At 68.0% G+C, this 25,886-nt stretch carries 24 protein-coding genes; 14 read left to right on the top strand and 10 right to left on the bottom strand.

The window, feature by feature from the left end; genetic code table 11:
• Positions 1-150 precede the first annotated feature (150 nt).
• From NWF34_RS14900 to NWF34_RS14880, 5 genes are all read left to right on the top strand, one after another.
• Positions 151-834 carry a hypothetical protein gene (locus tag NWF34_RS14900; RefSeq protein WP_024499087.1) on the top strand — a complete coding sequence of 228 codons (684 nt, stop codon included), beginning with the start codon at positions 151-153 and terminating at the stop codon, positions 832-834.
• Between the two features lie 65 nt (positions 835-899).
• Complete coding sequence (locus NWF34_RS14895; protein ID WP_309148639.1) at positions 900-1,418, top strand: hypothetical protein; 519 nt, start codon at positions 900-902, stop codon at positions 1,416-1,418.
• Positions 1,415-2,038 (top strand): SRPBCC family protein, encoded by a 624-nt coding sequence (locus tag NWF34_RS14890; protein WP_024499085.1) that lies wholly within the window; start codon positions 1,415-1,417, stop codon positions 2,036-2,038. The genes NWF34_RS14895 and NWF34_RS14890 overlap by 4 nt, the downstream gene beginning before the upstream one ends.
• A 56-nt stretch (positions 2,039-2,094) precedes the next feature.
• Positions 2,095-3,486, top strand: a complete 1,392-nt coding sequence (locus NWF34_RS14885; protein WP_159404655.1) for an acyl-CoA synthetase — start codon at positions 2,095-2,097, stop codon at positions 3,484-3,486.
• Between the two features lie 203 nt (positions 3,487-3,689).
• Positions 3,690-4,544, top strand: a complete 855-nt coding sequence (locus tag NWF34_RS14880; protein ID WP_024499083.1) for a type IV toxin-antitoxin system AbiEi family antitoxin domain-containing protein — start codon at positions 3,690-3,692, stop codon at positions 4,542-4,544.
• A 115-nt stretch (positions 4,545-4,659) separates the two neighbouring features.
• Here the strand turns inward: NWF34_RS14880 and NWF34_RS14875 are convergent, their stop codons facing one another.
• A complete protein-coding gene (locus tag NWF34_RS14875) occupies positions 4,660-5,847 on the bottom strand; it encodes an alpha/beta fold hydrolase (protein ID WP_024499082.1) in 1,188 nt (395 codons plus the stop codon).
• A complete protein-coding gene (locus tag NWF34_RS14870) occupies positions 5,844-6,953 on the bottom strand; it encodes a homogentisate 1,2-dioxygenase (RefSeq protein WP_258325390.1) in 1,110 nt (369 codons plus the stop codon). Before NWF34_RS14870 ends, NWF34_RS14875 begins: the two co-directional genes overlap by 4 nt.
• A gap of 208 nt (positions 6,954-7,161) precedes the next feature.
• Between NWF34_RS14870 and NWF34_RS14865 the strand changes: the two genes are divergently transcribed.
• A complete protein-coding gene (locus NWF34_RS14865) occupies positions 7,162-7,776 on the top strand; it encodes a TetR/AcrR family transcriptional regulator (protein WP_024499080.1) in 615 nt (204 codons plus the stop codon).
• Positions 7,777-7,833: 57 nt separating this feature from the next.
• The gene (locus NWF34_RS14860; protein ID WP_024499079.1) at positions 7,834-8,418 is read left to right on the top strand and encodes a GNAT family N-acetyltransferase; all 585 of its coding nucleotides are present in this window, start codon (positions 7,834-7,836) and stop codon (positions 8,416-8,418) included.
• Between the two features lie 629 nt (positions 8,419-9,047).
• Here the strand turns inward: NWF34_RS14860 and NWF34_RS14855 are convergent.
• From NWF34_RS14855 to NWF34_RS14840, 4 genes are all read right to left on the bottom strand, one after another.
• On the bottom strand, positions 9,048-9,797 hold the full coding sequence (locus NWF34_RS14855) for a DUF429 domain-containing protein (RefSeq protein WP_035760549.1): 750 nt from the start codon (positions 9,795-9,797) through the stop codon (positions 9,048-9,050).
• Between the two features lie 2 nt (positions 9,798-9,799).
• Positions 9,800-11,101: a TrpB-like pyridoxal phosphate-dependent enzyme gene (locus NWF34_RS14850; RefSeq protein ID WP_159404653.1), complete on the bottom strand. Its 1,302-nt coding sequence runs from the start codon at positions 11,099-11,101 to the stop codon at positions 9,800-9,802.
• A 150-nt stretch (positions 11,102-11,251) separates the two neighbouring features.
• Complete coding sequence (gene dinB / locus NWF34_RS14845; protein ID WP_159404652.1) at positions 11,252-12,460, bottom strand: DNA polymerase IV; 1,209 nt, start codon at positions 12,458-12,460, stop codon at positions 11,252-11,254.
• A gap of 67 nt (positions 12,461-12,527) precedes the next feature.
• Positions 12,528-12,965: a DUF309 domain-containing protein gene (locus NWF34_RS14840; protein WP_159404707.1), complete on the bottom strand. Its 438-nt coding sequence runs from the start codon at positions 12,963-12,965 to the stop codon at positions 12,528-12,530.
• Positions 12,966-13,097: 132 nt separating this feature from the next.
• Here NWF34_RS14840 and NWF34_RS14835 point away from each other — a divergent pair, with 132 nt between their 5' ends.
• Both NWF34_RS14835 and ilvD read left to right on the top strand, forming a co-directional pair.
• Positions 13,098-14,606 carry an acyl-CoA synthetase gene (locus NWF34_RS14835; protein WP_159404651.1) on the top strand — a complete coding sequence of 503 codons (1,509 nt, stop codon included), beginning with the start codon at positions 13,098-13,100 and terminating at the stop codon, positions 14,604-14,606.
• A gap of 94 nt (positions 14,607-14,700) precedes the next feature.
• On the top strand, positions 14,701-16,416 hold the full coding sequence (ilvD, locus tag NWF34_RS14830; protein WP_024499073.1) for a dihydroxy-acid dehydratase: 1,716 nt from the start codon (positions 14,701-14,703) through the stop codon (positions 16,414-16,416).
• 37 nt (positions 16,417-16,453) lie between these two features.
• Here ilvD and NWF34_RS14825 read toward each other — a convergent pair whose 3' ends face one another.
• Together NWF34_RS14825 and NWF34_RS14820 are read right to left on the bottom strand one after the other, a co-directional pair.
• Positions 16,454-16,876 (bottom strand): organic hydroperoxide resistance protein, encoded by a 423-nt coding sequence (locus NWF34_RS14825; protein WP_024499072.1) that lies wholly within the window; start codon positions 16,874-16,876, stop codon positions 16,454-16,456.
• Positions 16,877-16,919: 43 nt separating this feature from the next.
• A complete protein-coding gene (locus NWF34_RS14820; RefSeq protein ID WP_024499071.1) occupies positions 16,920-17,366 on the bottom strand; it encodes a MarR family winged helix-turn-helix transcriptional regulator in 447 nt (148 codons plus the stop codon).
• A gap of 143 nt (positions 17,367-17,509) precedes the next feature.
• Here NWF34_RS14820 and NWF34_RS14815 point away from each other — a divergent pair, with 143 nt between their 5' ends.
• From NWF34_RS14815 to NWF34_RS14805, 3 genes are read left to right on the top strand one after another with little or no spacing between them, the layout of a single operon-like run.
• Positions 17,510-19,345, top strand: a complete 1,836-nt coding sequence (locus NWF34_RS14815) for a hypothetical protein (RefSeq protein ID WP_024499070.1) — start codon at positions 17,510-17,512, stop codon at positions 19,343-19,345.
• Positions 19,342-19,587: a hypothetical protein gene (locus NWF34_RS14810; protein WP_035760547.1), complete on the top strand. Its 246-nt coding sequence runs from the start codon at positions 19,342-19,344 to the stop codon at positions 19,585-19,587. Before NWF34_RS14815 ends, NWF34_RS14810 begins: the two co-directional genes overlap by 4 nt.
• Entirely contained in the window at positions 19,562-20,923 is a 1,362-nt protein-coding gene (locus NWF34_RS14805) for a hypothetical protein (RefSeq protein WP_024499068.1), read from the top strand. Before NWF34_RS14810 ends, NWF34_RS14805 begins: the two co-directional genes overlap by 26 nt.
• Before the next feature lie 3 nt (positions 20,924-20,926).
• On the opposite strand, the gene NWF34_RS14800 is transcribed toward NWF34_RS14805, so the two are convergent.
• Both NWF34_RS14800 and NWF34_RS14795 read right to left on the bottom strand, forming a co-directional pair.
• The gene (locus NWF34_RS14800; protein WP_024499067.1) at positions 20,927-21,514 is read right to left on the bottom strand and encodes a bifunctional 2-polyprenyl-6-hydroxyphenol methylase/3-demethylubiquinol 3-O-methyltransferase UbiG; all 588 of its coding nucleotides are present in this window, start codon (positions 21,512-21,514) and stop codon (positions 20,927-20,929) included.
• Between the two features lie 42 nt (positions 21,515-21,556).
• Positions 21,557-22,720, bottom strand: coding sequence for a MalY/PatB family protein (locus NWF34_RS14795; protein WP_024499066.1), 1,164 nt, complete (start codon positions 22,718-22,720; stop codon positions 21,557-21,559).
• Between the two features lie 216 nt (positions 22,721-22,936).
• Here NWF34_RS14795 and NWF34_RS14790 point away from each other — a divergent pair, with 216 nt between their 5' ends.
• The gene (locus NWF34_RS14790; RefSeq protein WP_024499065.1) at positions 22,937-23,728 is read left to right on the top strand and encodes an LLM class F420-dependent oxidoreductase; all 792 of its coding nucleotides are present in this window, start codon (positions 22,937-22,939) and stop codon (positions 23,726-23,728) included.
• Positions 23,729-23,803: 75 nt separating this feature from the next.
• Positions 23,804-25,867 carry a YgcG family protein gene (locus tag NWF34_RS14785; RefSeq protein WP_258325422.1) on the top strand — a complete coding sequence of 688 codons (2,064 nt, stop codon included), beginning with the start codon at positions 23,804-23,806 and terminating at the stop codon, positions 25,865-25,867.
• Positions 25,868-25,886 lie beyond the last annotated feature (19 nt).

Genomic DNA, 25,886 nt, shown 5'->3' with positions numbered 1-25,886 from the left:
TGACTCTAGAAAAGTAGACGTTGAGAGCAGTTCATCTCTTCGCCCAACCGATCGCAAGCAAGGTCGATCACGGCTTCCGGGGACGCCGGTCCGTCGACCTCGGCGATGTCGGGAGCCGGTAGTGATTCTGTCGACAGAAGGACGGTACCGATGTCAGCCACTCTGGACGAGCTCCGCCGCCCGCAGGAAGCCACCCCCCAGCCCAACGTGTCCCGGATGGCCTCCGTCGGCCGAACCGTTTCGCAGGCCACCGCCCCTCATCCTCACCCTCACCACAGACGCCTCGCCGTTGTCATCGCCGAAGGCGATCTGTTCGACGCCGCACTCGTGGCCCTCGTCGAAGGCGCCGGCTACGGCGCAACACTCGTCGAGCCCGCGCAGATCCGCGCCCTCCGCAACCCAGCCGTCCTCCTCGTGCGTTCGACCGGGATGCTGGCGCTGGTCCGGCGGGCGCCGATGCTGCGCAACGTGCGCGTCGTCTTCCTCGGGGACGGGGTCGCGGGCCGCGACCACATCCGCATCGCGCCCCGCTCACCCGGTGCCGAGTCCGCACTCCGCCAGGCGCTCACCGCGACCATGGGCCCACCCGGACCGTCTACTCCGCCGGCAGCCCAGAACCGGGTGCGCGTGACCGAACGGGAACGCGAGATCCTGCAGACCTACACCCTCGGTTCCACTCTCCGCGAGACATCACAGACGCACCAGATCGCCGAGAGCACGGTGCGTGAGCACTACCGTCGCGTCGTGCGTCGTTATGAAGAGGCCGGGCGTCCCATCGGTAACAAGGCCCAGCTGCTCCTCGAGTTCATGGCCGACGGCTGGGTCCGACCCTGATCGGCACCGTCGAAGGTGACCTAGTGCCCACGACGGGAACGCGGTCAGCGGCGCAGACTGGGGTCATGAGGTCTATGCGGGGCCTCCGACGCCCGTTCACCGTCGCGGCCGGATATCGACGTACCTGGGCCGCCGGGATTCTTGCGCTCATCGAGATCCTCGTCGCATATCAAGCCGTCGACGGTGGACTCGCACTCGCCGACGACCGGTGGCAGATGCCCCGGGAGTGGTTGCACAACACGCCTTTCGACACCTGGACCGGCCCGGGGTTGGTGCTCGTCGCGGCGATCGGCGTGCCCCATGCCCTTGCCGCGATCGCGATCGTCTTCCTGCCCGTCGATCCCCGACTCGGGATACTCGGTGGCGTGCTGGCCGGCGTATCGCTGGTCACCTGGATCGTCGTCCAGATCGCGGTGCTGCAGATCTTCTTCTTCCTGCAACCGGTGATCGCGGTCATCGGGGTGATCGAGCTCGGCCTGGCTGTTGTCTGGGGTCGCACGCTCGCCCACCGCGGTAGACCGGCACCCGCAGACTCATATCCCACTCGTCCGCTGTCCGCCGCTGCCGAGCGCGGGGCGAAATGACGACACGTCCGTTCCTCGTCGGCATCGGGCTCGCCGCGGCCATGGGCGCGGCGACCATCACCTACTGCACGTGGATCCGACCATGGGTGATGACCTGGGGCGCGACCGACGACGAAGTGGCAGCAGAACTCCCGGGCGACGAGTTGCTGCCGGCCGCCGACGGCGTGGCCACCCGCGCGATCACCATCGACGCACCGCCGGAGGCGATCTACCCATGGCTCGCTCAGATGGGTCCCTCGCCTCGCGGTGGCGCCTACACGTACGACTGGATCGAGAATCTGCTGGGACTCGACATGCACAGCACCGATCAGGTGCTCGAGGAGTTCCAGCACCCCGCGGTGGGCGACACGATCGGCGTCGGGCCCGAGGCATCCCGCGTCGAGATCGCCGATCCCGGCCGGGCGTTCGTCACCCGTACTGCCGACGGCGACTGGGTGTGGTCGTTCACGCTGGTCCCCGCCGGGGAGTCGACGCGGCTGATCAGCCGGAACCGTTTCCGGCTGCCCGGTGTGGGCAAGAAGCTGGCGATGATCCCGATGGAACCCGGGTCGCTGATCATGGAGCGCAAGATGCTCCGCGGGATCAAGGAGCGGGCCGAGGCTCTCGCGCACGCCGGGTGACCTCGCAGGTCGCGGGGGTCCACGGGACGGCATGATCGTCGTGGCACAGTGGGAGGGTGCTGCTGCCGACGTTGACCCCCACTGCCCCGGACGATCCCGACGTGATCCGGATCGGCGAGGATCGGCTCTCACGTGAGGATCTCGTCGGAGCGGCCACTGCCGTGGCGGAGCGGATCGCCGGCGCACGCACCGTCGCGGTGCTGGCGCAGCCGACGGTCGAAACCGTCCTCGCATTGGTCGGCGGCCTGATCGCCGGAGTGCCGGTGGTTCCGGTACCGCCCGACTCGGGTCCGCGCGAGTTCGCGCACATCCTGGCCGATTCGGGCGCCCAGGCCTGGCTGGGGCAGGCACCCGCCGACACGGCGTTGCCCGTGGTCCCGGTCCGGCGCTACGCGAAGTCGTGGCACCGTCATCCCGAACCGCACGCCGATTCGACGGCGCTGATCCTCTACACCTCCGGCACCACCGGGCTACCCAAGGGCGTACCGATCACCCGGCAGGCGATCGCCGAGGGACTCGACGCACTCGCCGACGCCTGGCTGTGGACCGCCGATGACACTCTCGCCCACGGTCTTCCGCTTTTCCACGTGCACGGACTGATCCTCGGTGTCCTCGGGCCGCTTCGTCGAGGTGGCCGTCTGATCCACACCGAGAAGCCGACGGCCGCGGGTTACGCGCAGGCCGCCGAAGCCGGCGCGAACATGTTCTTCGGGGTCCCGACCGTGTGGAGTCGCGTCGGTGCGGAGCCCGAGGCGGCCCGTACCCTCTCCGGTGCACGTATTCTCGTGTCGGGCAGTGCACCGCTACCTGTTCCCGTCTTCGACCGGGTCCGCGAGCTCACCGGCCACGAGATCGTCGAACGCTACGGCATGACCGAGACCATGATCACCCTCAGCACCCGAGTCGACGGCGAACGTCGCCCGGGCTGGGTGGGGCTGCCCCTGGCCGGGGTCGAGACCCGTCTCCGGGAGGGCGACGCCGAGGTGGCCCATGACGGCGAATCGGTCGGCGATCTCCACGTACGCGGACCGATGATGTCGTCGGGCTACCTCAACCGCCCCGAGGCGACGGCCGAATCGTGGCTCGAGGACGGGTTCTTCGCCACCGGGGATGTCGCCGTCATCGATCCGGACGGCATGCATCGCATCGTCGGCCGCCGGGCCACCGACCTCATCAAGTCCGGCGGCTTCCGCATCGGCGCCGGCGAGATCGAAACCGTCCTGCTGGCTCATCCGGCCGTGCGCGAAGTCGCGGTGATCGGCGTACCCGACGACTATCTGGGCCAGCGCATCGTCGCGTATGTGGTGGCCGACGAGGTCGCCGACACCGAACTCATCGAGTTCGTCGCCGGTGAGCTCTCCAATCACAAACGGCCGCGCGAGGTCCGCTTCGTCGACTCCCTACCCCGCAACGCGATGGGCAAGGTGCAGAAGAAGCTGCTCGGCTGAGCCTGATCGCTGGCCCCGAAATCCGCCCCGGAAAAGCGCCCCTGGGATCTGCCCCCGAAAAGCGCCCTCAGCAGGGAGTTCGGCGACATATCGTCGTCGTGCGGCCTCTGGAGGGTTGATTTCAGGGGCGGTTCTCGACGCAGTTATCCACAAGACCTGTCTGCGGCGGCCCGACCACGCCAGGTCACCCGACACTGTCCCTCATGGACTACGAGCAACTCGTCGCGCGCTTCGGAGGTGTCTTCTCGACGAATCAGCTGCTGGGAACCGGAGAGACCGCCGAGCAGATCCGACGCGCCGTCGAATGCGGTGCGATCCAGCGGGTCCGGCACGGGTGGTATCAGGTACCCGACGCCGACCCCGAAGTCGTTGCCGCAGTCGCCGACAACACCGTGGTGTCGTGCGCGAGCGCGCTTCGACGTCACGGGCTGTGGATCCCCGAGCATCCGATCGCATCGCACACCCGCGTGACGCGGTACGAGCGTCGCCGAGCCCCCGACCGTTGCCGACGCCACGGCCGCCCGACACCGGCTGGTGCCGCCGTCGACGACGTGGCAACCGCTCTGCAGTACGCCGCGCGCTGCTTCGACGAGGAGGGCTTCATCATTCTGTGCGACTCCGCACTTCACCACGGCAAGCTGAGTGTCGACGACCTCCGCGCCGAATTCCGGCTCGCGCCGTTCTACCTCCGGAAGGCCGTCGAGAAGTGCAATCGACTCGCCGCGTCCGGAACGGAAACCGCCGCTCGTCTGCGGCTGATCAGCGCCGGCCTCGAGGTCAAGGTGCAGCATGAGGTGCCCACAGTCGGCTGGATCGATCTCCTCGTCGGCAACCGGCTGGCCATCGAACTCGACAGCCGGACGCACCACACCGGTGAAGAGGACTACGAACGCGACCGGATCAGGTCCCGCAAGCTCATCCCGCTGGGCTACCTACCGATGCGGCTCACCTACGCGCAGGTGTTCGGTGACTGGGAGACCACCTACGCCGACATCGTGGCCACGGTCCGGAAGGGCTATCACCGCAGCCGGGCCGCCGAATACGAGAACCGCCCCTGAGACCCGCCCTCCAGAGGAGGCCCGACGACACTGTGTCGCCGACGCCGCTCCCGAGGGCGCATTTCGAGGGCCGGTATCAGGGGCGCTTTTCGGGGGCGGTTTTAGTGCCCGGCGCTCAGTTGGCCCAGCCCCGCTCACCCATCCAACCCGTGATGATACCGACCGCCTCTTTGAGGTGCGGGATCTGATCGCGGCCCGAATAGTAGTGTGTCGCACCGGTTATCGTGTGCAGAGTCTTGTCGGGGTGGCCGACGGCGTCGAAAAGCCGGTGGGTGTGGCTGGGTGTGCACGCGTTGTCGGCCGAGTTACCGATGACCAGCGTCGGGACCTCGAGATCCGCGGCACAGCGCGGACCGTCGCCGTGTGCGTCGTCATAACTCCACTGCGACAACCAACTTCGCAGCGTCGTGAACCGTGCCAGGCCGACCGGTCCCATGTTCACGATGCGTGGATCCCCCAGGTAGCAGCCGAGTTCACGGTCGCTCGGGTCGACGGACAGGTCGAGCCACCGCGGGTCGGCCATGGTGCCGTGGACGATGAACCCGCGTTCCATCAACGGCTCACCGCGGCCGCGGAGGTCGGCGAGTTGCTCCTTGACCCACGCGGTGATCCGGCGGTTGCGATCGATCTGCGCGGCCCGGTACCGCTCCAGGAACTCCGCGGTGTAGGGCGGCTGGTTCGGGTTCGCCGGGTTGTAGAGATCCAGCTCGGGATCACGCTTCTCCGGATCGTTTTCGTCGAGGATCGACGGATCCATCCACTCCGTCAGCGTTCCGTGGCGGGACACGTGTGCGGCCAGGAGCATCATGCCGTCGGCCGCAGGCAGATCGAGCCGGGTGAGATCCGGCGGCTCTCCGGCGGGAGTCTCCGTGACCGTCGCATGCTGGGCCTGCTGCTGGTAGTACAGCGACAGCGCACCTCCACCACTCCAACCGGCCAGGATCACCTTCTCGTAGCCGAGCCGTTCCTTGGCGTCCTTCACGCAGGCCCCGAGGTCCTGGACGACCTTCTCCATGATCAGGGCGCTGTCGACGCCGCGATACCGGCTGTTGCAGTAGATGACGTGATGACCCGCGCGGGCCAGCGCATTGGTCATCGGCAGATAGGCGCCGCCACCGATCGGGTGCATGAAGACGATGACGTTCTTCGACGGCACGCCCACCGGTTTCAGGAGGTAGCTCTCCAGGACGACGCTCTCGGTGACGCCGCCGTAGGTGTCCTGGTAGGCCGACGTGTCGTCGAAGACGACGAGGTAGGGAATGCGCTCGTACTCGTGGCGCGGCAACGTGTTCGCCGAACTCATACCTGTGCCTCCTCCTGGACCTCGGCCGATGCCGACCCGGTCATGACCGGGGTCGCGATGAGACGACGACGCGTGTCGATCGCGATGACCTTCCACTCGACACGGTCGAACTCGTCGAACTTCCGGCGCGACCGTTCGCGGGCCTTCTCCGGGATGCCGTGGTGAATACCCTGCGGCGCATGCGAGATCAGGCCGGGAGGCATGCCGATGCCGAACATGCTGCCGCCGTGGAAGAACGCGATCTCGTCAAAGTCGGTGTTGCGGTGGAACCAGGGCAGCCGTTCGGCGCCCTTGCGGGCCTCGGCGGGACGCGGCAGGAAGTTCATCACGTACACGCCCGTAGCCTGCATGAACAGATGCACGGTCGGCGGGAGGTGCACCGACTCCGAGGTGATGACGTCGTAGTCCTCGAGGTTGAAGGTGAACGGGAACAGATCGCCGCGCCACCCCTCGACGTCGAGCGGATGGAACGGATAGAACAGCGTCGTCTGCCCCTCGCGCTGGCGGAACCGAACCTCGTACTCCTCGCGCCCGTCGCCCTCGAAGACCTCGGCCTCGGGGACGGCGACCAGCGACGAATCGAAGGGGAAAAACCGTCCGAGCACGCCCGGCTCCGGGACCCGGTATTCGTCGACAGCCTCGATGATGAGCAGCCGCGACTGGTCGTCGGGGATTTGCCGGTACGTGCATCCCTTGGGGATGTAGACGTAGTCGCCCGGCCGGTAGGACAGCCGGCCGAACTCCGTCTCGAAGTGGCCGGTGCCCTCGTGGACGAAGATCAGTTCGTCGCCGTCGACCGGGCGGAACCAGAATGGCGCGGCCTGGCTGCGGCGGCTGAGCGAGATCCGGCAGTCGTCGTTGTAGAACATCAGCAGCGGCTCACCCGACGGGTCGATCTGATCGGTCGGGGTGAGTTCGGTGACGAAGCGGTCGACGCCGGTGTGGGTACCGACCGCGCGGAACTGCGTCGGATCGTTGCGCCGGTAGAGATGCGCCGTCCGGCCGGTGAATCCGTAGCGGCCGAGCTCGTCGTCTTTGAGGTCCTCGAGGTCACGGTGGACCTGTCGCGGCGTGCGACCCTTCCGGTGCTGGATGAACGATTCCACTGGCTGACTCCTGGTGTGAGCGATCGAGAGCGGACAGACGGGGCGCGGCCTGGCCGGGGAGCAACTCCCGGTGGTTCCCGCGCAGACTTTTCTGATGCTAGATTCAGGTTCAGAATATGACAAGGACCACATCGTTCATCCCGACCTTGCCCGACCGGAGCGAAATACATGCTTCGATGAACGAATCAGTCCTCGGAAGGAGTGTTCGGTGCCGCCGACGAACAAGGGACGCCAGACCGAGGCCGCGTTTCTCGACGCAGCGCGTCGTTGTTTCGCCGACAAGGGCTACCTGAACACCAAGATCTCCGACATCGCGGCCGCCGCGGGCCGCTCCACCGGCTCGTTCTACAACTATTACGACAACAAGGATCAGCTCCTCGAGGCGCTGCTGGACCAGTTCAGCAGCGAAGTCGTCGAGGGTTCTCTCGCCACGAGACACTCGGATCCCGAAGCGGGGGTGCGTGCGGCCGTCACCGCCTACTGGACGACATACAAGAAGTACCTGCCCGAGATCATCGGACTGTTCCAGATGTCCATGCTCGACGACGAGTTCCGGGATCGCTGGCACGCCAACCGTGCGTCGGGCATCAAGCAGGTGCTGGCGGGACTGCACAGCGCGGAACGGGCCGGGTACCACATCGGCCTGCCCCTCGAACCGCTCGCGTCGGCGCTCGTGAACACGCTCGAATCCTCGTGCTGGTCTTGGCTCGCCGTCCGCGGAGGTGTGGTCGGGTCCATCCCCGACGACGACACGGCCATCGACATCCTCACCACCATCTGGTACCGGACGGTGTACCGGTCGGTTCCACACATCCAGCGCTGAATCCGTACAGGATCTGGCTCTTGCGGCACATCGTCGCCGGTTGTGATGCTGGGACGCATGACGATCGACGTCCGGCCCGCAACGACCTTCGCCGACATCGCGACGATGGTCGGGCCCAAGAAACCGACCTCCAACGTGTGCTGGTGCCTGAGTTACCGCATCCCCAGCACGGAGAATCGGGCCCTGCTCCGCGAACAGCGCGGTGAGTTCGTGAAGGAGTTGTGCGACAGCGGGATTCCACTCGGAGTCCTGGCGTACGAGACGATCGACGACACCGAAGAAGTGGTGGGTTGGGCGGCGGTCTCACCGCGTGCCGACACGACCTTCGCCCGCAACCGTAAGATCCCGCACGTCGACGACCTCCCCGTGTGGTCCGCGTGGTGCCTCCGCGTCCGACCCGGCCACCGCAAGAAGGGGATCTCGCGCGCGCTCCTCCAGGGCGCTGTCGAGTTCGCCCGGTCGAACGGGGCGCCGGCCATCGAGGGGTACCCGCTCGACAATCGCGGTAAGAAGGTGGATCTCACGATGGCTTACGTCGGCACCCGCGGGTTGTTCGAGAAAGCCGGGTTCGAGTGGGCGGCCGACACCACCTCTGTGCTGGACGGGTTTCCGCGGGTGGTGATGCGGAAGTCGTTGCGGTGAGGGTGGTTTCGATACTGGTGGTTGAGCCGGTAGCGAGCGCAGCGAGCCACCGCGTCGAAACCTCGCGTCCCTGCAGGTTGAGCCGGTAGCGAGCGCAGCGAGCCACCGCGTCGAAACCTCGCGTCCCTGCAGGTTGAGCCGGTAGCGAGCGCAGCGAGCCACCGCGTCGAAACCGCGCGTCCTGCAGGTTGAGCCGGTAGCGAGCCGAGCGAGCCACCGCGTCGAAACCTCGCGTCCCTGCAGGTTGAGCCGGTAGCGAGCGCAGCGAGCCACCGCGTCGAAACCTCGCGTCCTGCAGGTTGAGCCGGTAGCGAGCGCAGCGAGCCACCGCGTCGAAACCTCGCGTCCCTGCAGGTTGAGCCGGTAGCGAGCGCAGCGAGCCACCGCGTCGAAACCTCGCGGTCCTGCTGGTTGAGCTGGCCGGGTGGGGTGTGGCCGGCGGGGTTTCGACGCGACGCCTCGCTTCGCTCGGTGTCGGCTCAACCGGCGTGGAGTTGCTTGGTGAGGTGTGGTGGCGGATGGGTTTCGACGCGACGCCTCGCTGCGCTCGGTGTCGGCTCAACCGGCGGGGCACGGCTCGTCGCCTACTCAACCAGCGGGGCACGGCTCGTCGCAGGCTCCTCGCCTACTCAACCAGCGGGGATGAGTCCGCCCAGATCGCCGTTCGGGACATGAATCCAGCCCTCCCGCGACGCAACCGCACGGTCTTCCGCTGATGGCAGCGATGTCCGCCCCAACGCTGCGGCGCGGGCGATCAGCGCGGTGATGACGGCGTCGAAGGCGTCGTCGTCACGAACCATGAGGTCTGTGTGAGCGCCCGGTTCCAGCCACGGCGCCGCCGTCCGTAGCGCATCGACGAGCTCGGTCAACACGGTCCGGTTGGCGGCGCGTTTGTAACCCCGTGAGATGAGTCCCCAGCGTTTGAGTGCTCCGGCCGGGTAGGCCTCGACCGCCCAGCCGTCGACGCGGTCCCGGACACCGAGATCGGCGAGGAGGCCCGCACAGCGGAAGGCGACATGGGCGATCTGGTCGGCGGACACGCTGAGGGGTCGACCCAGCCCCGACTCGGCGATCCAGAGGTCGGTACGACGCAGCGCCAGCGGACGTCGATTCGCGATATCGTCGAGCCGACGGCCCGGTTTCGACTCTTGGTGATGATGTGCGACAACGAATTCCACGAAGTCATCCGGCCAGCCGAAGGGTGAATCGATTCCGATGCGGGTCGCACCGTCGACGAGGCGTCGGATCTCGGCGTCGTCGGCTCCGACGACCAGCTCGGTCAGTTCGGCCCGGTCGTCGAACCAGTCGAGGACCGCGACCGCGGTCTTGGCCGGCGATGCGGACAGGTCGACACCGACCGTCCGCATCGCCGGGGGCATGCTCAGAATTTGCCGTCGAGGAATTCCGCGTAGGCGGGAAGATCGAGCTGGCCGTGGCCCGACAGGCCGATGACCACGACCTCTTCCTTGTCACTGTCGGCGACGTGGGCGGCACACGCGGCGATGGCATGCGTCGACTCCGGGGCCGGGACGATACCCTGCGTCCGCGCGAACTGCACGCCCGCGCTGAACGCATCGTGCTGGGTGATCGCAACGCCCTGAACGAGTCCGAGCTCGACCGTGTGGCTCAGCGCCGGTGCCATACCGTGGTAGCGCAGACCACCAGCATGGATCGGATCCGGAACGAAATCCATTCCGAGCGTGTGCATCTTGAGCAGCGGCGTGAGACCGGCGACATCGCCGTGGTCGTAGCGGTACTCACCCTGGGTGATGGACGGGCAGGCGGCCGGCTCGGCCGCGACCACGCGCGGGTTCGACCGTCCGTGCAGCTTCTCCCGCAGGAACGGGAAGGAGAGTCCCGCGAGATTGGAACCGCCACCGGCACAACCGAAGACGATGTCCGCTCCGCCGGGTTCGACGGCGTTGAGCTGATCGACGGCCTCCACGCCGATGACGCTCTGGTGCAGCACGACGTGGTTGAGCACGCTGCCGAGTGCGTAGCGGGTGTCCGGATCGGAAGCGGCGACCTCGACCGCCTCACTGACCGCCATGCCGAGGCTGCCCGTGGTGTTCGGGTCCTTGGCGAGCATCGCCCGTCCCGACTCGGTCAGGTCCGAGGGGCTCGGGTGGATCGTGCCGCCGTAGGTGCGGATCAGGAAGCCACGATACGGCTTCGAGCTGTACGAGGCGCGCACCTGCCAGACCTCGACGTCGATGCCGAACTGCGCACCCGCGAAGGCGAGCGCGCTACCCCACTGCCCGGCACCGGTCTCGGTCGTCAGCTTGGTGACGCCGTCGAGGCTGTTGTAATAGGCCTGCGCGACAGCGGAATTGGTTTTGTGGCTGCCGACCGGGCTGACGCCCTCGTACTTGACGTAGATGCGCGCCTTGGTGTTGAGCGCCTGCTCGAAGCGACGTGCGCGGATCAGCGGCGACGGGCGCCACATCTGGTAGATCTCGCGGACCGGTTCGGGGATCTCGATGTAGGCCTCAGAGGAGACCTCCTGCGCGATGAGTCCGCTGGGGAACAACGCGGCGAGATCCTCGGGACCCACCGGCTCCTTGGTGCCGGGATGCAGATGCGGGGGAATCGGTGTCTCGAGCTCGGCGGCGAGGTTGTACCAGTGCGTCGGCACACCGACCGTCACCAGGTCGGGATTGGTGGCGTCTACTTGCGTGGTCATGGTCGTCCACTCTAGTGCGCGCGGCCTGTGACGTACCCCGGCCGTGGCATTCTCAGGTCACGATTTGGGGGGTCGATGGTCCTGGCGAGGACGGCATCGACGATCGGTAGAAGAAGTGGTGACCTGGCGCGCGCTACCTCTGCGAAATCCCTAATCGGGGAGCATCGGGGCGTCGTCGCCGTGGTGACGGCCGATCAGCACGGCGCGGGTGACCGAATCCCGGCCGAACCGGTCACGCAGAAGATCCATCGTGGCGTCGAGCTGTTCGGCATGATCGGTGTCGAACGGCAGGGTCAGCTGGATGTTGTCGTGGTCGTCGAGGTTGGTCAGCGACAATCCGACGAGAGTGCAGCCGCGCTCCCGGATGATCGGCATCGCGTCGGCGAGGAGGCCACGCGCCGACGCCATGATGAGGTCGGTGCGGTCGGTGGGCTCAGGGAGGGTGCGGGAGCGGGTCGCGCGGGCGAAGTCATCGAAACGCAGCCGCAGAACGACTGTGCGACAGACCCTCTCGGCCGTCCGCAACCGCTTACCGAGGCGTTCGACGATCGCCACGATGGTCGCCTCGAGGTCGGCCTCGGACTTTGGCCGACGCCCGAGCGCGCGTTGCGAACCGATCGAGGATCGGCGCTTACCGGTCTCGACCCGACGCGGGTCCTGCGCCATCGAGAGGGCGAACAGGTGCCGTCCCGCGCCCGATCCGACGACCGCGCGTAGCGATCGCTCACCCATCGCGGCCAGCTGACCGACGGTCTCGACTCCGGCGTCGTGCAGCTTGGACTCCGTCACCGGCCCGACGCCCCACAGCCGACGCACCGGCAGGGGATGGAGAAACGCGAGCTCGGTGCCGGGCGCGACGATCAGCAGACCGTCGGGCTTGCCGACGGCGCTGGCCACCTTCGCCAGGAACTTGCTGCGCGCACCACCGACGGTGATCGGCAGGCCGACCTCCTCACGCACTCGAACCCGGATCGTCGAGGCGATGTCGTGCGGGGTCCCGCTGATCCGGCCCAGGCCGCCGACGTCGAGGAATGCCTCGTCGACCGAGATGCCCTCGACCACCGGAGTGGTGTCATGGAAGATGTTGAAGACCTCGCGGCTGGCCTCCATGTAGGCGTCGAACCGGGGCCGGACGACCACGGCATCAGGGCAGAGCGCCCGAGCCTCGTGACCGGGCATCGGCGACCGCACTCCCCTGGCCTTGGCCTCGTAGCTCGCGGCCAGCACAACTCCTCCGCCCACCAGCACGGGGCGTCCCCGCAGGGTCGGGTCGTCCCGTTGCTCGACCGATGCGTAGAAGGAGTCGAGATCGGCATGCAGGATCGTTGCCTCCTGCCGCTCCCGCCGCTCGATCCGCATAGAACATATGTTCGCATACCGGTGCGACAACTCGGCCCTACCGGCGATGACACTCGGCCGGACCACCTCAGGTCGGTTCGGCCTCGTCGATCTCGTCGAGCACGCAGTCGCGGATCGCCGTCAGATCCATCTCGTACCTCACTCCGCCGGCGTTCTCGTACTCGACGAGTCGCGCGGCCGCCCGATCGTAGAGGCGTCGGGCACCGACAGTGTTTCCGCGTCGATGATGCGTCAGCGCCACGCAGAGCTGGGCGAGCCCCTGCCACAGGGGACGTTCCTCGGCCGGACAGGACTTCCATCGCGTCTCGAACACCTCGTGGGCGGAGAACGGCCGGCCGTCCTCGAGCAGCCGCCACGCGAATGCGATCGTCTCGTGCGGTGGCAACGGCTCCTCGGGCACCGGCTCGACGCCCGGCGCACCGTACGGCAGCGGGCGACCCAGTTCGTCACGCGGCCGAGCCTGTCGGGCGCGACCGTCGGGATCCCGATCTCGGTCTTTTCCCATGGGCCACATCTCCATCGCGTCGATCTCCGATTCGTGCTGTCCTTCGACTGTGACAGACGCCCTGCGCAGGTGCCGGACGCGGCAGGGGGTGTGTGCCACCGCCGGGATTGCAGCAGTCATTCTGATGAGGTGATGACCCCCACTTCGAACACCGTCGACGGAGTGCTGCGCCGCACTGCCGCGAGATTCCCCGACCGCGCCGCCCTGCATTTCGGCGACGACACCCTCACCTACCGCGAACTCGACGACGCGGTGACCCGCGCCGCCGCGCACCTCCTCTCCCTCGGCCTGGCCAAGGGTGATCGCGTGGCCGGCTACGGCACCAACTCGCACGCCTACGTCATCGGCTACCTCGCCGCGGCGCGTGCCGGACTCGTGCACGTGCCGATCAACTACGCGTTGCGCGGCGGCGAGCTGAGCTACCTCCTCGAGCAGTCCGGTGCGCGCGCCGTGCTCGTCGACCCGGGTCTCACCGACAACCTCGACGCCGTCATCGACGTCGTGCCGGCCGAGTTCGTGCTCCCCCTGCGCGACGCCGATGATTCGCTGATCGCCATCGCCACCGCGGGAGACGTGCCCGCACTGGACGTCGCGGTGGAGGACACCGACCTGGTCCAGTTCCTCTACACCTCGGGCACGACGTCGAAGCCCAAGGGCGCCATGATGACCCACCGCGCGCTCATCCACGAGTACACCTCGTCGATCATCGCCCTGGATCTCGACTCCGACGACAACCCGCTGATCTGTATGCCGCTCTACCACTCGGCGGGAATGCACGTCTTCATGGTTCCTTATCTGGCGGTGGGCGCCACGGTCCGGCTGATGCCGGCACCGGACATCCCCGAGATCCTGCGCCTCGTCGAGGAATACAAGATCGGTTCGCTGTTCCTGGCACCCACGGTGTGGGTGCCGCTGGCCGCGCATCCCGACCTCGAGACCCGCGACCTGTCGTCGTTGCGGAAGGCGCAGTACGGTGCGTCGATCATGCCGGTCACCGTCCTGCAGCGCCTCCGCGAGCGCTACCCCGATCTGGGCTTCTACAACTGCTTCGGCCAGTCCGAGATCGGTCCGCTGGCAACGGTTCTCCGCCCCGAGGAGCACGACGCCCGACCCGCCTCGTGCGGCCGGCCGGTGTTCTTCGTCGAGACCCGCGTCGTCGACGCCGACGGCAACGACGTACCCGTCGGTGAGCCGGGTGAGATCCTGTACCGCTCACCGCAGCTGTGCCAGGGCTACTGGGACAACCCGGCCGCGACCGACGAGGCCTTCCGGGGCGGCTGGTTCCACTCCGGTGACCTCGTCACGCGCGACGAGGAGGGTTACGTCACCGTCGTCGACCGCATCAAGGACGTCATCAACACCGGTGGCATCCTCGTCGCCTCACGCGAGGTCGAGGATGCGATCTACACCCACGACGCCGTGGCGGAGGTCGCGGTGATCGGCACCCCGGACGACAAGTGGATCGAGGCGATCACCGCGGTCGTCGTGCTGCGCGCCGAGGCTGCGGTCACCGAGGCCGAGCTGATCGACCACGTCAAGCAACAGCTCGCGCCGTTCAAGGTCCCGAAGCTGGTGAAGTTCGTCGAGGAACTGCCGCGCAACCAGAGCGGCAAGCTGCTCAAGCGGGAGCTGCGCGCCTAGAGATCCGCTGTCCGACCAGATCAGGTTGCGTTTGTGCCCGCACTCCGGGATCAAACGCAACCTGATCACTTTCGCGGGCCACTACGGTGGGTTCATGACCAACCGAACAGAGACGGGCGTCGAAGCCGACATCAAGCCGCGCAGTCGCGACGTCACGGACGGCCTGGAGAAGACCGCCGCCCGTGGCATGCTCCGCGCGGTGGGCATGGGCGACGACGACTGGGCGAAACCCCAGATCGGAGTGGGGTCGTCGTGGAACGAGATCACCCCGTGCAACCTCTCGCTCGACCGGCTGGCCAAGGCCGTCAAGGGCGGCGTCCACGAGGGCGGCGGTTATCCCCTCGAATTCGGCACCATCTCGGTCTCCGACGGCATCTCGATGGGTCACGAGGGCATGCACTTCTCGTTGGTCTCCCGCGAGGTGATCGCCGACAGCGTGGAAACCGTGATGAGTGCCGAACGGCTCGACGGTTCGGTGCTGCTCGCCGGCTGCGACAAGTCCCTGCCCGGCATGCTCATGGCCGCCGCCCGGCTCGATCTCGCGTCGGTGTTCCTCTACGCCGGGTCGACGCTGCCCGGATACGCCACGCTGTCCGACGGCGAAGAACGTCAGGTCACCATCATCGACGCCTTCGAGGCGGTGGGCGCATGCGCCCGCGGGCTCATGAGCCGCGAGGACGTCGACACCATCGAACGCGCCATCTGCCCGGGTGAGGGTGCGTGCGGCGGCATGTACACGGCCAACACGATGGCCAGCGCCGCCGAGGCACTCGGGATGTCCCTACCCGGCAGCGCTGCTCCCCCGGCTCCGGACAAGCGACGGGACCAGTTCGCCCGGCAGAGCGGAGTGGCCGTCGTCGAGATGCTGCGCCGCGGAATCACCGCGCGCGACATCATGACCCGCGAGGCCTTCGAGAACGCGATCGCCGTCGTGATGGCGTTCGGCGGGTCCACCAACGCGGTGCTCCACCTGCTCGCCATCGCCAACGAGGCCGAGGTCGAGTTGTCGCTCGACGATTTCATCCGCGTGGGCGCCCGCGTCCCTCACCTCGCCGACGTCAAACCGTTCGGGCGGCACGTGATGACCGACGTCGACCGCATCGGTGGTGTGCCGGTGGTGATGAAGGCCCTCCTCGACGCCGGGCTGCTGCACGGCGACTGCCTGACGGTGACCGGCAAGACGGTCGCGGAGAACCTCGCGCACATCGCCCCGCCCGACCCCGACGGACAGGTCCTGCGCGCCACCAAGTCGCCCATCCACCCGACCGGGGGCATCACCATCCTCAAGGGATCGCTGGCTCCGGAAGGGGCCGTGGTGAAGTCGGCGGGCTTCGACTCCGACGTATTCGAGGGCACCGCACGGGTTTTCGACCGCGAGCGCGCCGCCATGGATGCACTCGAGGACGGCACGATCACCGCCGGCGACGTCGTCGTCATCCGCTACGAAGGCCCCAAGGGCGGACCGGGGATGCGCGAGATGCTGGCCATCACCGGCGCCATCAAGGGCGCGGGCCTCGGCAAGGACGTCCTCCTGATGACCGACGGCCGGTTCTCGGGCGGCACCACTGGTCTGTGCGTGGGCCACGTTGCACCGGAGGCCGTCGACGGTGGCCCCATCGCCCTGGTCCGCGACGGGGATCGCATCCGCCTCGACGTGGGTCGCGGCCTCCTCGACCTTCTCGTCGACGACGCCGAACTCGAGGCTCGCGCAAAGGAGTTCACTCCCCTGCCACCCCGGTACACGCGTGGCGTCCTGGCGAAGTACTCGAAGCTGGTCACGTCCGCTTCGCAGGGAGCCGTCTGCCGCTGACGGCCCCCTGCGGAGCTGCTCTACCGGCGAGGCTCGATCAGTCGTCGACGACGATGACGTTGACGTCGATGTTGCCGCGGGTGGCGTTGGAGTAGGGGCAGACCTGATGCGCACGGTCGGCGAGAGCCTGCGCCTGGTCCTGGGGAAGGTCGGGGATGACGACCTCGAGAGTGACAGCGAGCTGGAAGCCGCCCTGCTCGTCGGCGCCGATGCCGACCTTGGCACCGACGCTCGAATCGCCCAGCGTGGCCTTGGCCTCGCGCGCCACCGCCTGCAGGGCGGAGTGGAAGCAGGCGGCATAACCCGCGGCGAAGAGCAGCTCGGGGTTGGCGGCACCGCCGGCACCACCCATCTCGCGCGGAATGGCGAGGTCGGTGTCGACGAAGCCGTCGGTGGTGCGGACGTGGCCGTTGCGCCCCGCGCCGGTGGCCAGGGCTTCTGCGGTGTAGAGGGTGTTCATGATTGTCTCCTTCAACTGGTTGGCGATGACTTGACTCCCTTGATCAGTTACGCGGCAGCCGGCCGCGCGCCTGATCGGTGACCTTGTGCGCCAGCGCATGCAGGGTCGACGCCTCGTCGTAGGTGAGGTCCAGGTTGTCCACCAGGCATCCTTGGATCCGGCCGCCCTGGCTACGCAGCGCATCCCCTTCCCGGGTCAGGTGGACATGAACCACACGGGCATCCTCGGCCGAAGGTTCGCGGGCGATGTACCCGGCCCGCTCGAGACGACGGAGTAGCGGCGACAACGTGCCGCTGTCGAGCTGGAGCCGCTCGCCCAGTTCCCGCACGGTGAGCCCGTCCTGTTCCCAGAGGGCGAGCAGCACGAGGTACTGGGGAAACGTGAGCCCGAACTCGGACAGCACCTCTCGGTAGAGGCCGGTGACAGCCCGGGTGGCGGCATACAACGAGAAACAGAGCTGTCGGTCGAGGGGCTCCGGATTGGTGGGCACGTTCCAGAACAGTAGTGCACAACTTAATTGTGCACAACCTAGTTTCCGCCTGCGCGTCGCGACGACATCACCCGTCCGTGTCCCAAAGTCGGAGTTTGACCGACCGCCTCCCGGGACATGACCAAGATGTGCATACTTCGTCCATGACAACAAGCGATGGCACGTCACTCCATCTCGCCGCCGAGGGCGGCGGTGCGGCGCTCGACCAGGTGTTCCTGATGTCCGCGGCAGCCGCAGTCGTGTCGATCGGTCTGCTCTGGATCGGATACCTACACCGCACGCGCAAGATCACGTGGCTGACCACCCTGGCCGACTGGGCGGCGCGCCGCGTCAACCGACCCCCGTGGGCGGCGCTGCCGATCTTCCTGTTCACCAGCACGATCATCTGCGCCCTGTTCGGCTTCCTCTGGGACGTCAGCCTGCACATCGGTGACGGCCGCGACGAGGGACCGCTCGCCAACCCGGCGCACTACTTCATCCTGGTGGGCCTGTTCCTGCTGTTCATCTCCGGCATGCTGTCGGTCTTCCTGCCCTTCGACAAGCCCGGCCGCGCGGCCGTCCGGATCACCCGCCACTGGTACGCGCCGGTCGGCGGAATCCTGTTGGCGGGCTGCGGCTTCTATGCCCTGGTGGGCTTCCCGCTGGACGACGTCTGGCACCGTATCTTCGGTCAGGACGTCACGCTCTGGGGTCCGACGCACCTGATGCTGATCGGGGGCGCGGGACTGTCGCTCATCGCGGTCGTCATCCTCGACCGCGAGGGCAGGGCCGCGATGGGCCCCGACCTCCCGCCGGACGGGCGCGGGCAGTGGCTGGTCCGCTGCCTGGCGTTCGGTGGCCTGGTGATCGGCATGTCGGTCTTCCAGATCGAGTACGACTTCGGTGTCGAGCAGTTCCGGCTCGTGCTGCAGCCGATGATGATCGCCGGTGCCGGTGCGTTCGCCCTCGTCGCCGCGCGGATCAGCCTCGGGCCGGGTAGTGCCCTGGTCGCAGCGGTGTTCGCGATCCTGCTGCGTGGCGTCGTCGCGGTCGTGGTCGGGCCGGCGCTCGGCGCGCCGATCAACGTGTTCCCCCTCTACCTCGGCGCGGCCGTGGTCGTCGAGTTGCTCGCGTTGACGCCGCTCATCAAGCGCCGCGTGCTCTTCGGTGCGGTGGCGGGCCTGGGGGTCGCGACGATCGGACTCTGGATCGAATCCTGGTGGATCGCCGCGGCATATCCGTTCCCCTGGGTCACCGGCATGTGGGGCGAAGCGCTGGCGATGGCCGTCCCGGTCGGCGTGGTGGCGGGTCTGTGCGGCGGCCTGCTGGGCCTCGTCTCGGTCGGTGAGCGACTGCCGCGACGCTGGATCAGCATCACCGCCGTCGTGCTCTCGGTGGTGGTGATAGGCGGGGCGGTCGCAAACGGCCTGCGGGTCTCCGTACCCGCCGACATGACCGCCCGGGTCGTCCTGACCCCCGCCGGACCGAACGATGCCGCCGAGCAGAACGTCACGGCCGAAGTTTTCCTCGATCCGGCCGACGCGATCAGCGGTGACCCCGAGTGGGTGACGCTGATGTCCTGGCAGGGCGGGGTCGACAACGATCGCGGCATCGTCATCGACCGGCTCGAGCGGGTAGGCCCCAACCAGTTCCGGTCCACCGAACCGATCCCGGTGTCGGGGTCGTGGAAGACCATCCTGCGTGTGCAGGACGGCACCACCATGGCCGGTGTGCCGGTGTATCTGCCGGCGGACCCCGCGATCGGTGCGGAGGGTGAGCCGGCCCAGCAGACGTCGACGAAACCGTTCGTCTCGGAGATCTCGATCCTCCAGCGCGAGCGCACCTTCGACTATCCGTCGTGGCTGTTCGGCGCCGCAGCCGTGGTGGTGCTGGTCTGTTCACTGTTGCTCATCGCCGCGCTGTCGTGGGGAGCCGGCCGGGTCAACTCCCGTGAGGCGACCTCGGGCGCGCGGAAACCCGAATTGCAGCCCCAACAATGATCGCCGCCGCACCGGACCCGGTGGTCCACCACCTCGCCACGCATCCCCTGATACTGGCGCTGCCCGCGGTGATCCCCGCGTTCATCCTGGTGGGCGTCATCATCGCGATCGCGATCGCCGATCGTCGTCGAGGAGATGACGACGAGGACCCCATCGAGGATTCCACCGGAGATCGCACCGAGAACCCCACCGACGCACCGACCTGGAACGAGGCCGATGACCCCGACCGCGAGGCCGACTGAGACTCTGCTCGCCCACGGGCTGGGCGGCTCGGAGTTCCTGCCCGTCCCGCTGACCGCGGTCCTGATCGGCGGTGCGTGGGCGCTGACCATCTCCTTCGCGGTGATCGCCTTCGCCTGGCGCACTCCGCGATACGGGCGATCCGACGCCGGGCGCGAGCTCCCCGGGTGGGTGACCTCGACCGTCGACAACCGATGGCTTCGTGGGGTACTCGCCGGTGCCGCACTGATACTCACCGCGTGGCTGGTGGTGGCCGCGTTCGGGCCGTCCCACGACAACCCCCTGCCGGGCTCGTTCTACGTACTGCTGTGGGTGGGCATGATCGTGCTGTCGGTGCTGATCGGCCCGGTGTGGCGACTGCTGTCACCGATCCGCACCGTGCTGCGGATCGCGCGCGGGATCTTCGGGTCCCGGGTCGTCGGCCTGACGGACTATCCCCGACGCCTCGGCTGGTGGCCGGCTGCGTTCGGACTCTTCGCCTTCGTCTGGCTCGAACTGGCCTCCCCGGAACCGAATTCGGTCTCATCGGTGCGGATCTGGCTGCTCTGCTATCTCGCGATCACCCTCGTGGGCGGCATCATCTGCGGGCTTCGCTGGACCGAGGATGCCGATCCGTTCGCGGTCTACAGCACGGTCGCCTCCCGCCTCTCCCCGTTCGCGAAGAACCCCGACGGTCGCGTGATCGTGCGCAGTCCGATGAACTCGCTGACCACCCTGCCGATCCGGCCCGGCACCGTCACCGTGCTCGCAATCCTGCTCGGGTCCACCGCATTCGACAGCTTCTCGGCCTTCCCCCAGTGGCAGGACTTCGTCGCCGAGCAGGCCGGTGGCGACGGAGCCGACGGCAACCAGGCGATCGCCACCCTGCTCTCGACCGCCGGGCTGCTGGTGTTCGTCGGCGTTGTCGCGGTGACGTTCTGGTCGGCGGCACGCGCCGTCGGCGGTGTGCAACCCGATCTGCGCCGTCGGCTACCGGGCCTGATGGCACACTCACTCGTCCCGATCGTCATCGGCTACATCCTCGCCCACTATCTGCAGTCGCTCGTCGAGCAGGGGCAGGAAGCCATCCTGGCCCTGGGCGATCCGCTGGGCCGGGGATGGAACTTGTTGTGGCTCAGCGATGCCCACCCGGTGTACATCATGTCGGATCACCCGACCGTCACGGTGACGCTCAAGGTCGTGTTCGTGGTCGGCGGACACATGCTGGGAGTGGCCGCCGCGCACGACGCCTCACTGCGGCTCCTGCCGCGACGACATCAGCTGACCGGACAGCTCACCATGATGGTGACGATGGTCTGCTACACGTTCCTCGGGCTGTATCTGCTGTTCGGCGGCTAGGGATCACCGGCGTCGTGCCCGGAACACGACGTCATGCGTGTGGTGACCGCCGCCGGCGGCCTTGCCGCGTTCGCGCGTCTCGTCGGTGACGATCTCCCAGTCGTCGTCGAGAAGTGTCGCGAAACCGCCCGGCTGCACGAAATCGTCGGGATCGAAGCCGTGCGCCCGCACACCCTCCGGCGCATGTGCGACCACCAGCAGGGATCCGCCCGGGCCGACCGCGGCGACGAGCTTGCGCGCGACCTCGATCTCCGCGACGGGGATCGGGAAGTAGTGCAGCGCGACCAGACCGAAGTCGTCACCGGGGACGGGATCGACAACGAGGTCGGCACGGGTCCAGGTGATCGGCAGGTCGCCGCTGATCTCGCGTGCTCGGTCGAGTGCCACCTGCGAGATGTCGACGGCGGTCACCTGCCAGCCGCGTTTCGCCAGCCAGCGGGCGTCGGCGCCCTCCCCCGACCCGACGTCGAGCGCGGTGCCGGGCGCCAACCCCTCGGTCTCGGTGATCAGCGCCGGATTGACGTCCGCGGTCCACAACCGCTCCGCGTTGCCGTATCGCTCGTCCCACTCGGCGGCCCGCTCGTTTCCCATTCCCGATTCATAGCACTTCACCGCGGCAGGCGCGGGTTCGAGCTATGAAACGGGCGAGTTGTCGACGACTCGGGCGATCCGCTCGATCGCCTCGGTGAGCACCTCCGGCGAACACGCGACGTTCAGCCGCGCGAAACCCCTACCCGGCGAGCCGAACGCGGGGCCGTAGTGCAGCGCGACCCGGCCGTGTTCGAGGATCGGCAGGCCCGGGTTGTCGCCGAGGCCGGCGTCGCGGAAGTCGAGCCACGCCAGGTACGACGCACTCGGCCGTGCATAGCCGACAGCCGGAAGATGCTCGGCCAGAAGCTGATCCAGGAGATCCAGGCTCTCGCCGATGACTTCCAGGGTGGCGTCGAGCCAGTCGTCGCCGTGAGCGAAGGCCGCTTCGGTCGCGGCGCGACCGAGGATGGACGTTCGATAGTGCACCTCGTCGGGCTGGCCTGCGACGATCGTCCGGGTCGTATCGGAGGTGGCGACCATCAGCGCACACTTGGCCCCGGCGAGGTTGAACGCCTTGCTCGCCGAATGCGCCGCGATGCCGACCTCGCGCGCGGTGTCGCTCACCGTCAGGAACGGGACGAACCCGACCCCGGGATGGACCAGCGGTGCGTGGATCTCGTCGCTGACCACGATCGCACCGTACGACGCGGCGAGCTCGGCCAGCCGTTCCAGATCGGATGCGTCGTGGACGAGTCCGACGGGATTGTGCGGGTGACACAGCAGAACCGCTCGCGCACCCGACTTCAGTGCCGCCTCGATGCCGTCGAGATCCATCCGCCGGACCAGGTCGTCGAGCAACGGCACCTCGACGACGGTTCCGCCGGCCTCCGGGATGAGCTCGAAGAACGGCGGGTACACCGGCGGCATCAGGATGACGCCGGCACCCGGGCCGATCGCCGAGCGCAGCGTCTCGACGATCACGACACTGACATCGGTGGTGAGCGCGACATCGTCCGCACCGACCTCCCAGTTCCATCGCCGATCCGCGAAACCGGCGAAAGCCGTTCCGACGCCGCCCGAGTCACCGGCATACCCGACATCCGACGCCCGGATACGGTCGATCATCGCCTCCGCGACCACAGGTGCGAGCTGGTAATCCATCTCCGCGATGAACAGCGGCAACACGTCGTCGGGATGAGTGGACCACTTCGAGCTGGTGCGGCGTCGGAGTTCCTCGAGCGACGGTGCGGCGGGTCTCGGTGTCACGCGGTCCTTGGTACCACCCTTCGAGACGCCCTCCGCAAGCTCCGGGCTCCTCAGGGAGCAAAGAGACGGCCCACGAGCTCCGGGCTCCTCAGGGAGCAAAGGGACGGCCCACAAGCTCCGGGCTCCTCAGGGAGCAAACGGACGGCCCACACGCTCCGGGCTCCTCAGGGAGCAATGACATCGACGCCGTCGCCGGAAGCAGGCAGACTGGTCGCCATGGCGTTTCCTCTTCGCATCGGTGTCCAGATCCAGCCCCAGCACGCTCCCGAGTACGGCCTGATCCGCGACGCGGTCCGCCGCGCCGAGGATGCGGGCGTCGACGTCGCGTTCAACTGGGACCACTTCTATCCCCTCTACGGCGCTCCCGAGGGTGAGCACTTCGAGTGCTGGACGATGCTCGGTGCGTGGGCGGAACAGACCTCGCGGGTGGAGATCGGCGCGCTGGTGACCTGCAACTCCTACCGCAACCCCGAACTGCTGGCCGACATGGCGCGCACCGTCGACCACATCAGCGGCGGCCGACTCATCCTCGGTGTCGGTGGCGGGTGGTTCCAGAAGGACTACGACGAGTACGGCTACGAGTTCGGCACCGTAGGGTCGCGACTGAACGCCTTCGGCGAGGCCCTGCCGCGCATCAAGTCACGGCTGGCCAAGCTCAATCCCGCGCCCACCCGCGACATCCCGATCCTCATCGGCGGCAGCGGCGAGAAGAAGACACTGCGCTACATCGCCGAGCACGGCGATGTCTGGCACGGGTTCAACGACCTCGAACAGTACCGCCACAAGTCGAAGGTCCTCGCCGAACACTGTGCAGCAGTGGGCCGCGACCCGGAGACCATCGAACGGTCGTCGGGCCTGCAGTTCGGCGGCGACGTCGACGCGCTGCTCCGCGATGCCGACGCGCTGGCCGCCGAGGGCGTCACCCTCCTGACAGTCGGCGTGACGGGCCCCGACTACGACCTCACCGCCGTCGAGGCCCTGTGCCGGTGGCGCGACGCTCGACGCTGAGACGTGCCGGTACCGATCGAGGTCAGGGACGGACATACACTCACCCGAATGCGGCGGCTGATTGGATTCGTGATCATGCATCGGTTACAAGCGATTCGTGGTGGGTGGGGGCACGTCGTGGCCCGGCGCATCTCGGCAGTTCTCGGGGCCGCCGGCCTCGCGCTCGGCATGACTCTGCTGCTGACGGGCATCGGAGCCGGCACCGCCGCCGCCGAACCGCCCACGCGCCTCCCCACCTATGTCGTCGACTCGGCCAACGCGATCTCGCCCGCCCAGCGGTCCGAGTTGGAGGCCGCCGTCGACAAGCTGTACAACGACCACGGAATCCAGATGTGGATCGTCTACGTCCGGGATTTCGGGGGTCTGACCAGCGAGCAGTGGGCCGACCAGACCGCGGTGGCCAGTGAACTCGGCGACCACGACGCCCTACTCGCCGTCGCCACCGAGGACCGCGCGTATCGACTGTTCGCCCCCGACAACATCGGTGGTCTGGACCAGTCGACCCTCGAGGGCGTCGCGAACGACGACGTCGTGCCGCAACTGCGCGAGGGCAACTGGGCCGACGCCGGACTCGCGGCGATCAACGGGCTCTCGTCGGAACTCGATCCCAGCTACACCGGCGTCATCGCCGCCGCAGTCGTCGGCGGAGCCGTGGTGGTCGGCGGAGGCGGCGCGTACCTCTACTCGCGCCGCCGCAAGCAGCGTCGGATCGAGGGCGGCCTGGAGACACTGCGCGAACAGGAACTGACCGTCGATCAGCTCGCGGAGCAGCCGCTCGACGTGCTCGATCCGTGGTCGCGTGAGGTCCTCACCGATCTCGACAACGCCGTCCGCACCAGCGAAGAAGAGTTGCGCCTGGCCGTCGGAGAATTCGGCGAGGCCGAGACGGAACCATTCACCACGGCACTCGAGCGCGCGAAAACTGCTCTCGCACAGTCCTTCACCCTGCGGCAGCGGCTCGACGACGACGTCCCGGAAACCGACGACGAGCGCCGCTCGATGCTCGTCGAGATCATCACGTCCTGCACCGACGCCGACGGCACGCTCGACGACCAGGTCGAGGCCTTCGATGCGATGCGCAACCTCCTGATCAACGCCGATGCGCGGTTCGACGCGATCACCCAGCAGCTCATCGGCCTGCGCGCCCGCCTCGACCCGGCGACGCGGCAGCTCGCCGAGCTGACCGAGAAACACGGCGAACAGACACTCGCCTCGATCCTGTCGAACGTCGAACTCGCCCGGCAGCAGATCGATTTCGCCGAGGCGACCGCCGACCAGGGTCGCGCCGCGAGTGCGGCGCCGGTCGGACAACAGGGTCCCGCGGTCGCCGCGATCCGCTCGGCCGAGGGCTCCATCGAGCAGGCCACCGTGCTCCTCGACGCGATCGATCACGCGGACGCGAACATCACCGCCGCCCAGTCCCGCATGCCGGCACTGATCGAGGAGGTGGAGGCCGAACTCGCCGAGGCGGCGTCACTGACCGCTGATGGCGGACCCGCGCTGGCGAGTGCCACGGAAGCCGCGAAGACTGCTCTCGACGCCGGACGTACCGGCTTCGACGCCGATCCGCTGGGCACCTTCACCGCCCTGGTCGACGCCGATGCGGATCTCGACGACGCCCTCGACGCCGCGCGGGACTCCGCGGCCGAACGCACCCGCCGCGCACAGGTGTTGAGCGCGGCCCTCGAGTCGGCGTCGGCAAAGGTGACCGCTGCGTCGGACTTCATCGGCACGCGGCGCGGCGCCGTGCAGTCGACTGCCCGGACCCGGCTGGCCGAGGCGCAACGCCTCCTCCAGACCGCCCAGCAGGCCGCCGCAACCGATCCGGCCGCGGCGACCACGTCGGCGCGGCGAGCCGGCGCTCTCGCCGACCAGGCGCTCATGGCCGCTCAAGGTGATGTCGTGAACTGGCAGCAGTCGCAGCAGCCGCGCTCCGGCGGCACCTCGACCGCGGGTGCCGTTCTCGGTGGCATCCTCGTCGACAGCTTCCTGCGCGGCACCATCAGCGGCGGTCGCGGCGGATACCGGGGTGGATACCCCGGCGGCTTCGGTGGTGGCTTCGGCAGCGGCGGACGGAGCCCGGGCTCGTTCGGCGGCTCCGGGTCGTCGGGACGCATCGGTACCGGCGGGCGGTTCTAGCGGTCTCGACACGGCTCGA

Source organism: Gordonia sp. GONU, from assembly GCF_024733855.1.
Taxonomy (GTDB): Bacteria; Actinomycetota; Actinomycetes; order Mycobacteriales; family Mycobacteriaceae; genus Gordonia; species Gordonia amicalis.
Note: the sequence above shows the minus strand (reverse complement) of the source record. Positions and strands in the feature narration are given on the sequence as shown.